Annotated in this window: 6 protein-coding genes; all 6 read right to left on the bottom strand. The window is 42.9% G+C overall.

All coding sequences use genetic code 11. The features are described from left to right. Nucleotides 1-241: 241 nt before the first annotated feature. On the bottom strand, nt 242-418 hold the full coding sequence (locus tag BCT49_RS04605; RefSeq protein ID WP_004735678.1) for a hypothetical protein: 177 nt from the start codon (nt 416-418) through the stop codon (nt 242-244). A gap of 3 nt (nt 419-421) precedes the next feature. Then, nucleotides 422-865, bottom strand: a complete 444-nt coding sequence (locus BCT49_RS04600; protein ID WP_102434334.1) for a DUF2787 domain-containing protein — start codon at nt 863-865, stop codon at nt 422-424. 46 nt (nt 866-911) lie between these two features. Further along, entirely contained in the window at nt 912-1,349 is a 438-nt protein-coding gene (locus tag BCT49_RS04595; RefSeq protein WP_102434333.1) for a DUF2787 domain-containing protein, read from the bottom strand. Then, a complete protein-coding gene (gene radC, locus BCT49_RS04590) occupies nt 1,346-1,819 on the bottom strand; it encodes a RadC family protein (protein ID WP_102434332.1) in 474 nt (157 codons plus the stop codon). The genes BCT49_RS04595 and radC overlap by 4 nt, the downstream gene beginning before the upstream one ends. 323 nt (nt 1,820-2,142) lie before the next feature. Then, nucleotides 2,143-3,297, bottom strand: a complete 1,155-nt coding sequence (locus tag BCT49_RS04585; RefSeq protein ID WP_102434331.1) for a hypothetical protein — start codon at nt 3,295-3,297, stop codon at nt 2,143-2,145. A gap of 339 nt (nt 3,298-3,636) precedes the next feature. Continuing rightward, nucleotides 3,637-4,423: LPD25 domain-containing protein (locus tag BCT49_RS04580; RefSeq protein ID WP_102434330.1), on the bottom strand; the 787-nt coding region annotated here is incomplete at its 5' end.

The raw sequence follows: 4,423 nt of genomic DNA, 5'->3' as shown, positions 1-4,423 counted from the left end.
AACTGCTGCTGCAACTCCCTAACGGTGATCCATCGATGTTGAGGAATAAGCATCAGCGTGTGCAGCAAAGCAGATAAGCCTTCAATGCTGGTTTTATTGCTCATGACTACTCTCTCAATACATAGCGCTCCACACCGGAGTTGGACATTTAATGTCGGGAGAATAGAGGTGGGTTCGACACATAATGTCCAACGGTTGAAGCGCCATCAATCGACTTAGCGAAAGCGTGAGTCGATTAACATTATCGACGATTGTTTTTATCTCTCAGCTCTGAGATGGCTACCAGTAACCCAATCAGCAGTACCACCAGAAAGCCTAAGGTCGTTAGGGTTCCAATGGCACCAAAGAAAGGGGAAAGAGAAAGTAACGTGATGAGGGCAGAGATAAGTTTGATAGTTTGCAGAAGAAGGGAAGTCATGAGCTATTGCGGAGTAAGAGTAATATCGTCGAATGCCTCCATCTCGACGTATGCGAGAAAATTACTCTCCCACAATTTATACAGCTCGATAGCCTCACGGTTATCTTTCATTGAAAACCAGCCGTGGTAGCTGGCGAAACATTGACGAGCGCGAAAGTCAAAATCCAAATTCCGCTCAAGCTCAGGGTAGTAGCTCCCCATATAAGCAAAGTCCGTGATGTACTCAATACGCCATTCTCCTGTTGAAGATTGGCAAATAGACATTTCGACAGGGTGAAAGCCACCTGCATCAGCACTGTAAGTTTTATCACGAAAGTTAAAGACCACATGACGGCTGGTGGAGAGCGTTTCATTGTTAAGCAAATGAGCCGAGTAACGCGCATTAAGCAACGCATATAGCTTCTTAGAGACAGGTAGGGGCAATGACGTAAAGGTTAATTGGGACATAGGCAGTCCTCCTTGTTTAGGGGTAAATCAGAAAGTAGGTAGAGGGTTAGTTAAACGAGCTGACCAACGAGAGTTGCACGTTATCAAAGACGTTTCGGGTTAGGTGGCGAGAGAATGCATTCACCCAAGCGGTGAGCACTTCTTGCACTTCTGGATGAGATAAATCCGTTGTTCCTGTATCGGGTTGATAGAACCAACGATTAGCAAGATGAAAGTACAATTCTGGCTCTACTGAAGTACTGTTGTCATTAGGGTAAGAAAAGCTTGCAAAGAACACGATAAACCAAGGAGCTGAGATTGACTCTCGTTTGAGCTGTATCTCTATAGGGTGCAGTCCTTGGCGATGGCGGTAGTAACTCATTTGACGGCAGTTCAGTACCAGTCGCTCAGCCTGCTCAGGTAGTGTGTGACCTGCTAGAAGACTCTCTAAGGATGAGAGCAGTGCCTCATTGATATTGATATCACCATAGTGTTGTTCAATCATAACCAGCCTCGCTCAGCAAATGAGGTGCAGGTTTCGCCCGTTACGATATGGTCCAATACGCGCACATCCACCAGCGCTAAGGCGTCTTTGAGTCTTTCGGTGATACGTCTATCCGCTTGTGAGGGGGTAGAGTCACCTGAAGGGTGGTTGTGAGCCATGATTACCGCAGCTGCATTCACTTCCAACACTGCTTTTACTACTTCTCTTGGGTAGACACTGGCGGCATCGACGGTGCCAAGAAAGAGCTCTTTAAACTCAATCAGTCGGTTTTGGTTATCCAGTAGCAGTAAAGCAAACACTTCACGTTCATAACTGCCTAGCTTACAGCGTACATACTCTTTGGTGGCATCAGGGCTAATTAAGGCATCACCACGCACGTAGCGTGTGGCGAGTATCTCAGCCGCATGCTCTAGGATTTCATTCTCCTGATAGCGCTGTTGTTTTTGGTAATCAGAATTTTGGGTATTCATTACGGGCTCCTGTCGGATTCAATGATGGTTATTCACATTGATGACATATGCCTGAAGATTTTTGGTCTAAGGGTGCGAAGCGATGAAAGATCATAAGGAAAGATGTGTTATTGAGGGGGGGTATGGTTTGTTAGCTTTAGCCTACCCCTAAAGAGGAGCTTTTGATGGCGTTAGAATGATTGCTGGATAGAGGATAATGCTTGAGTTGGGAGCTGAAAAGCACCAAGGTAGACACAATAGCTTTAAGGAAGAAATGAGCGCACTAGAAACAAAACATGCGCTCACTAACGATATTTGATAGCTTTCGATAGCATTAAACAGATCTAGGCAGCGTCACTTTTATTACTGCTTTTATCATCTTCAAAGTTAAAGTGTTCTAGTAACTCAATGATTTCTGCTTTTTTCAAGCCAAGCTTTTTATGCCTGAATTCTTGGATGAGTTCATTCGCTTTGAGCTGAGAGTCTTGGTTATGTGGTTGCTCTTCTTCGTTAGGGTTATGTTCCGTTGGAACAAATGCATCTAAATCTCCACCTTTGCGTAGGTGGTTAAGTATCTTTTTGATAGCTGATTCAAGATTACTTTCTGCTTCTGGTCTATTTTCGGGGGAGCATTTAGCTTCATCAAGAATTTGAGATGCAATTTTTTTAGCAGAAACGAGCTGTTTATGACTGAAATACTTCTCACTTATTGCTTTGATATCTTCGTCAATCTCTTTAATTGCAGGATCATCAATCTCTAACTCATAAATCGCCTTTAAACGTTTCATACTTATCGCAAAGCTTTCAATTATTGAGAGGGAGCGGCTAAGAATAAAGCCAATTGGTACAATTGCCGCAGCGCACATATAGAGGTCAATTACTAAGCTTCCATTTCGCGCTCCAAGCACTTTAAACTCATTGGGTGGAACGCCAAGGGAAACACCAATACTATGTATAATGGTATTCCATTCTTTAGATTTAGTTTCTAAATCTTTGAGATTGTTGATCTGTACTCCTTCTTTAAAAATGATGCTAAATCTAGCTTGGTCTTCTAGGTATTGCGCTTCTTCGATTAGCTTTGCATATGGTGTCATTGATTGAGCTACAGCATTGATTGCTGTTTTTGCTTTAGTTAGAGCCGAATGTGCTTTTTGAACTTCGGAAGCTAAATGTGCTAAATCATGGACTTCATTCTTGAAGATCGATTCTAGATAATTGTAGGCGTCGGTGCCCATGAATTGTTCGGCGTTATGTAAGGATAAGCATGCTATTTGATCATTGGAAAGCTCAGACAAGGAAAGTGCTTTTATGGCATCGAGAGCAAGATTTTTTTCTTCAATAAATGGCCTAATCGGTGTTGCTTGACGAGTGTTTGGATGGCGAGCTGCAATATTGCCATTTAGTATGCTCTGTAGAGTGGCAAGTTTTTGAATAGGGCTAAATAGAGATTCTTTGTCATTTAACCACTTGGACAAAGAAATCATTTCGGAAAAAAGCATTATTTCACCTAAGTGCAAATGATTTGAAGTTATTAAGTGACCTTACCAAAATATCACGTGATGTAAAAAGCTTATTTTATCAACATATTACAATTGAGATTAGTGTCATGTAGTCCCTGAAATTTGAGTCGCCACCACCTTGATTATAGTGTAAATATTATGACCAAACTCAGCTTATCCGAATTGAATAATTTAGGGTGCCGACACTAAGTCGTTTATGTCCGATAAATTAGTTTCAAACCTTGCAAGTTGACTGTGATCACCAAGCGATTCTGTCGTTGATAATGGCAAAAAAATAAGACTACTTTGAGAGAGGCGATCCGCTCGCCTCTCTTTCTTTTATTCGCCTATCGCGACCTCGCCTAAAGGCACATACCGTGCTTTGTTGTCCTCTCGGTAAAAGTTTCGCTTTTTGACTTGCCATCCGTAACGAATGTATTTGGTGTCAGTTAGGTAATAGCCTTCCCCCATGGCAAAGCGTTCACGGTGTTCAACGCTTTTATCTGGGTCATTAAGAACAGCCGTTTCAGGGTGATTCAGACATGCCTTACGCAGCTCAGGGAACAGGTTTCGAGAGTGTTTCGACCAAGCGAGAATGATGGTCTTTAATGTTTTGGTGTGAAACTCTCCAGCATACGGTTCACTGATTTCAGCGTCATAGTCCGTGAGTGTGGCAATAATCACGCCCTTTGCCCATTGTGGTACTTCTAAGGTTTCTTGAAACGCCTCCTCCGCTTGCTGGTGTTCACGCCACGCTCTTTCTCGCTCCTGTTGTTTGGCTTCTTCTTTTGCAGCTTCTTCAGCTTTAGCTTGCTCCTCGGCCTGTTTAACCTGCATACGCCCTAGATCTACGAATGAGTGGTCCAATTCATAAGTGTTTATGAGTTCGATTAACTGCTGGTGGTGTTTGTCATAAAGCCAAGGCTTATCGACATCCCCTTTATGCTGACGGTAATAACGAGCCATACTTAAACAGTGTTCAGCAAAACCCTGATCATTACCACCACAGCCTAAATCTAAGCGGCATTCGTGCTGATATTCATTATCAAAGGTCACGGTTACTTTTGTTTTGTCGTACCCGCCTAATGGATTGCGTTTAGCAACCTTGAAGTGGTCAAGTAAAACT

This window comes from Vibrio lentus (genome assembly GCF_002875945.1).
In the GTDB taxonomy this organism is placed as follows: Bacteria; Pseudomonadota; Gammaproteobacteria; order Enterobacterales; family Vibrionaceae; genus Vibrio; species Vibrio apostichopi.
This window is presented reverse-complemented; position numbering and strand designations above follow the sequence as displayed.

Excerpts from the sequence above, each read along its gene's own strand:
- BCT49_RS04605 (WP_004735678.1), bottom strand. The coding sequence starts at position 418 with ATGACTTCCCTTCTTCTGCAAACTATCAAACTTATCTCTGCCCTCATC.
- BCT49_RS04600 (WP_102434334.1), bottom strand. The coding sequence starts at position 865 with ATGTCCCAATTAACCTTTACGTCATTGCCCCTACCTGTCTCTAAGAAG.
- BCT49_RS04595 (WP_102434333.1), bottom strand. The coding sequence starts at position 1,349 with ATGATTGAACAACACTATGGTGATATCAATATCAATGAGGCACTGCTC.
- radC (WP_102434332.1), bottom strand. The coding sequence starts at position 1,819 with ATGAATACCCAAAATTCTGATTACCAAAAACAACAGCGCTATCAGGAG.
- BCT49_RS04585 (WP_102434331.1), bottom strand. The coding sequence starts at position 3,297 with ATGCTTTTTTCCGAAATGATTTCTTTGTCCAAGTGGTTAAATGACAAA.